5 protein-coding genes and 1 pseudogene are annotated in these 4353 nt (G+C 67.9%); 1 reads left to right on the top strand and 5 read right to left on the bottom strand.

What is annotated here, in order from left to right:
- Positions 1 to 256: 256 nt before the first annotated feature.
- From ACFC8N_RS48655 to ACFC8N_RS48635, 5 genes and pseudogenes are all read right to left on the bottom strand, one after another.
- Positions 257 to 658: a hypothetical protein gene (locus ACFC8N_RS48655; protein ID WP_376296079.1), complete on the bottom strand. Its 402-nt coding sequence runs from the start codon at positions 656 to 658 to the stop codon at positions 257 to 259.
- A gap of 299 nt (positions 659 to 957) precedes the next feature.
- Positions 958 to 1428 carry a GNAT family N-acetyltransferase gene (locus ACFC8N_RS48650; protein ID WP_376296078.1) on the bottom strand — a complete coding sequence of 157 codons (471 nt, stop codon included), beginning with the start codon at positions 1426 to 1428 and terminating at the stop codon, positions 958 to 960.
- Positions 1429 to 1551: 123 nt separating this feature from the next.
- Positions 1552 to 1797, bottom strand: a pseudogene (locus ACFC8N_RS48645) (IS1182 family transposase); the annotation flags it as partial.
- The gene (locus tag ACFC8N_RS48640; protein ID WP_376296080.1) at positions 1760 to 1900 is read right to left on the bottom strand and encodes a hypothetical protein; all 141 of its coding nucleotides are present in this window, start codon (positions 1898 to 1900) and stop codon (positions 1760 to 1762) included. The gene ACFC8N_RS48640 and the pseudogene ACFC8N_RS48645, both read right to left, overlap by 38 nt.
- Positions 1901 to 2387: 487 nt before the next feature.
- Positions 2388 to 3038, bottom strand: coding sequence for a nuclear transport factor 2 family protein (locus ACFC8N_RS48635; protein WP_376296077.1), 651 nt, complete (start codon positions 3036 to 3038; stop codon positions 2388 to 2390).
- 320 nt (positions 3039 to 3358) lie between these two features.
- Between ACFC8N_RS48635 and ACFC8N_RS48630 the strand changes: the two genes are divergently transcribed.
- Entirely contained in the window at positions 3359 to 3997 is a 639-nt protein-coding gene (locus ACFC8N_RS48630) for a TetR/AcrR family transcriptional regulator (protein WP_376296076.1), read from the top strand.
- Positions 3998 to 4353 lie beyond the last annotated feature (356 nt).

The following is a 4353-nucleotide window of genomic DNA, read 5'->3' as shown; positions in this document are numbered from 1 at the left end:
GCGGGCAGCCAGAAGCGCCACTGCTGTCGCGGCGGCCGCGCCGATCCTCCGAGCGTGCATGACCGTTCCTCCTCGATGCACGACTCCATCGCCGTACGAGGGAGTCGTCGTGTCGTCTTGGACGTTGGGCGGCGGGCACGGCCGAGCAGGCATCAGCGTCCGTCGAAGAATGCGAAATGATATTAGGAGGCCGCGCGGACAGGCATGCGGTCAGGGGACTGGTCCGAGTGCGGGTGGACGCTACGGCGCCAGTCGTTCACGAAGTGCCGATGACCCAGTTCGCCGGGTGGACGAACGTCGCCAGCTGATCCTCGATCCACGGGTCGAACGCCAGCAGCTGGTCTTCGGCCCAACGGACGAGGTGGTCACCCGCCGTCCGGTACGTGCCGCTGCGGCCGTAGCTGTCGTCGTACAAGCTGCCGTAGCCCTGGTCACCGCGGTCATGGAGCCGGTCACCGTTCGCCCGACCGTCGCGGTGGTGATGTGTGCCGTGGAGGCCCATGGTCTGCGCGTGCGCGGTCAGGACGGCCCGGGCAGGGGTGGGCCCGGCGTCCTGCGCAGTGGCCGCGGCCGCGGAGCCGGCGGCAGCGAGGAGGGCGCCTGCGGCGAGTGCCGCAGAGACGCTCACGGTCGCGGTACGTCGCATGAGCTTCTTCATGATGTTTCCTCCTTGCACTGTCCGCCTGCCGTGTCTGCTGACGGCGGACGCCCCGTTGTCTTGGCTCTGGCAAAGCTACTCACACATACATGGTTGAACAATAAACTTTGCGCGTGAAGCAAATCACCCGAATAGCCCGGAATAGACGGGGGCAATAAGCCGTGCCGGATTTCAGGCGGCTCGCACTCCGCCGACACCCGTCCACATGCCGGCGGGGCAGGGGGCGTGAGGCGCGTCACACCTCGGGGCCCGCGCGGTCGCGGTATCGGGCTCGCCCCGGATGCCACGGCTCGGCTGGCTCACGCCTGGAACTCGGTGAGATCGATGGTGTGAACGCGCAGCGGACAGCCGTACACCGGGTGCGTCGTCTCTCGCTCCGGCACCATGCCGAGCTTGCGGATGACGTTCTCGGAGGCGACGTCACCCGCTCGGTTGATGCTGATGACGTGGTCGAGGCCGCGATCCTGAAGCGCGAACTCCAGCGTGGCATGGGCGGCTTCGGATGCGTATCCCTGACCCCAGAACTGTGAGCCGAGGCGCCACCTGATCGCCACGGCGGGCAGTACCTCCGGCAGGAACTCGGGCACGGACAGCCCCGTGAAGCCGGCCAGCTCACCCGAGGCCAGCAGCTCGACGGCAAAGAGTCCGAAGCCTTCCTCGTCCCACTCCTCCTCCCACCGCTCGATGTCCTCCACCGTGTGCTCCAGATCGCGCACCGAGCCGTCGTCGACCCAGCGCATGACCCGCGGGTCCGCGTTGATGTCCACCATCGGCGCGACCCTGCGCGCCGAGGTGCTCGGCGCGCAGGATCAATGAAAGACGGGTCGTTCGTAATCGCGGTGTGCGGTAGCGATGTTGTCGATGGCTCAGGTCCAAGCCGTACCGCCCCGATGCGCTGCCGCCCGGTCGGTGAGGTTCTCGGCGAACTGCAACACCGTCACCAGCGCCAGCTGGCCCGGTGACCAGCCCGGCCTCCCTCTGGATCCGAAGGCCTCGGCGAACTCGGCGTCCGCGAACAACTCGCCCAGTTCGTCACGGACCCGCATCGCCAACGGGTACGGGCCGCGTGCCGCCACCGCCCGCGCCACCTGCACGGTCATGTCAGGCACCTTCGGCCACGGCCTCGGCCGCATCGACATTCCACACCCCACCCGCGACCGGGAACGCCAAGACGGCCGCTGCCGTCACGGCCAACGAGCCGCCATTCCCGCCGGGCACGGAATAAGCCAGCAGGATCGTCACCAGCCGCAAACGACGGTGATCAATGCTCTGGCCCGGGTCGCGGGGCCGAGCTCCGTTGCGTCAAGGCTCAATCGGTGCACCCAGTCAGACTTCGCCCACCGGACCCGAACCGTTGACCCTCTTCTGATGCCGGACTTCAGAACGTCGTCGGCGACACCCACCGCTCCTCGATGGCCCGCACCGCCAAGCAGCACATCGCCTCCGGCTCGTCCCGGCTGCGCCCGGTCATCGCCGACCTGGCCGAGGTCGGCGGGAAGATCGCGTTCTCCGTGCGGGCGAAGAAGAGCGCGTTCGTCTACGACGCCGGCCGTCCCAAGGACTCGCCCGGCATCCGCCACGGTGTGGACGGTCACGGAATTGGAGCAGCGCCGTGTCCGGTGACCGCGTCCCACCCCCAGCAGAGCCGCACGGCCCGGCGTGCCGGCGGCCAGGCCCTGGCGGGTGGTGCGCTGCCGGTGGTGCCGGGCATCACCCGCCGGGGAAAGGCTCAGTGCTTGTTGACCGCGGAGGCCCAGTCGAAGTTCACGCCCATGTCGGAGTACATCTTCGAGTACCCGACGAAGCAGTCGAACTTCTCGACCTTGCCGTTGTGCAGGTACCAGAAGTCGGCAGTCGGGGCGTCGACCTTGTGGCCGTTCCCCTTGATGACGCCTGCCGGCGACTGGAGTTGGCCATCGAACGTGCCCTGGATCGACAGTTCGATGCTGACCACGTCGCCGTTCACGGTGATGCGCTTGAGGTCACGGTGGACATTGGAGAAGAGGCTCTTCATGTAGGGCAGAACGGTGCCGAGCGCCTTGCCCCGGTAGGCCACGCCGCTGACCATGTCGTCGAAGACGCCGTCCTTGGCGAAGCTGTTGACGAACGTCGGGACGTCGATGTGGCTCCCCTCCGCCGCGTAGTAATCGCGCAGGACGACTGCCAGGTTGTGCGTCTCATGCTTGGTCAGGTGGCGGTTCGTGAGCGGCAGCTCCGCCAGCTGGCGGGGAGTCAGGTCCGGGACCGCCGCACTGCTGTGGACCGCCGCGCTCCTGTGGCCGGGGTTTGCGGCCTGTGACGGCGCAGCGGCGATGGAAAGGCCACCCAGGACAGCTATCGCGGTCGTGGCGGTGATCGACTTCCGGCTGAGCAGCTTCATGTCGCGTTCCTCCAGGTTGATTCTCAGGATCCGAGAGCCGCCGCAACGGTCCCTCTCACGTCCTTAGTAATTCAAACGCTCGCTTTACATTAGGAACTGACAGTGCGACATGTCAAGCCAATGTTTGAATTCTCTGATCGCGCTGCCACGGAGGGGTGCGCGCGCGGGCGCGTTGCGGCTGGTCAGAACGGGGCTGCGACAGCGATCCGGGGCAGCGGCCCAGGCGCCCGCTCCTCGCGGGACCGGATCCGCTCGGGTTCGCCCTCGATCCGCGAGGCGACTGTTGACAATGTACTCAAACATCCGCTTGACTACATGGCATGGTACGGGCGAAAAAGATGGATCTGCGCCGGGAGGCTGGTCAGCGCACGCGGGACGGCCTACAGACGGCCGCCCTGGAGTTGCTCGCGCAGCGAGGCCAGGAGGGCGTGACACTCCGCGAGATCACAGATCGCGCCGGAGCCAACGTCGCCGCGGTGAGTTACCACTTCGGGTCGCTGAAGGCACTGTGCGACTCGGCGATCGAGCACGCGTTGGAACAGTATCTGGACGAGAAGATCCTGGAACTCGATTCCCTCCCCTCCACCGCGACACTCCATGACGTGGCGGCAGCGTTCGCCCGGCCGATGGTGCGCGCGCTGGCGGCCGGCGGACAGGACCTGGCCGTGATGCGGACCGTGGCGCGCGTCGGCATCGATCCGCCCCAGGGATGGGACCGGCTGGACGGCAAGTTCGACCAGAGCCGCCGGGGGGCGGTCCGGGCGCTGGCACCGAACCTGCCCGGAGTCGACGAGGAGGAACTGAACTTCCGTACGCGATGCGCAGCCGGCCTGCTGAACTGGCTCGCGCTGGCGCCCATCGGCACCGAGCTGGCCGCCATGTCCGCCGAGCAGATCGAGCGGCAGCTGTTCCCCGTGGTGGCCGGGGCGTTCCGCGGGGACGCCCCCGCCGACCGCTGACCAGGCCAAAGGCCAGTACGGGGAGCAGAACAACACCCTGTCCTATCTCCCGACCCTGGCCGAAGGCGGCGTCGAACACGCCGAGATCCGGGACTGCGCCCACTTACCGACGTACTGCAACCCGCCGCAGATGTGGGCCCGCATCGCCGACCTGGTCTCACGCACGGACGCCGCCTCCTGACGGCTTCGAGCCGCGGACAACCGCCGCGAGAAAGCTGCGGACCGCAGCACCCGGCCGACGGAGGCGGCCCTTCGTCACGTGTGTGTCACTGTCCGCCGTACTTCCGGCTCATGCTCTCGTACACCGCCTTCGCCTCCTGGCCCAGCGGCGGGCCCGCGAGCCAGGAGTGGTCGGC

It is taken from the genome of Streptomyces sp. NPDC055966 (assembly GCF_042269865.1).
Classification (GTDB): domain Bacteria; phylum Actinomycetota; class Actinomycetes; order Streptomycetales; family Streptomycetaceae; genus Streptomyces.
This window is presented reverse-complemented; position numbering and strand designations above follow the sequence as displayed.

What these genes read in the sequence shown, in the direction of transcription:
- ACFC8N_RS48655 (WP_376296079.1), bottom strand. Translation starts at nt 658, where the DNA reads ATGAAGAAGCTCATGCGACGTACCGCGACCGTGAGCGTCTCTGCGGCA.
- ACFC8N_RS48635 (WP_376296077.1), bottom strand. Translation starts at nt 3,038, where the DNA reads ATGAAGCTGCTCAGCCGGAAGTCGATCACCGCCACGACCGCGATAGCT.
- ACFC8N_RS48630 (WP_376296076.1), top strand. Translation starts at nt 3,359, where the DNA reads ATGGTACGGGCGAAAAAGATGGATCTGCGCCGGGAGGCTGGTCAGCGC.
- ACFC8N_RS48650 (WP_376296078.1), bottom strand. Translation starts at nt 1,428, where the DNA reads ATGGTGGACATCAACGCGGACCCGCGGGTCATGCGCTGGGTCGACGAC.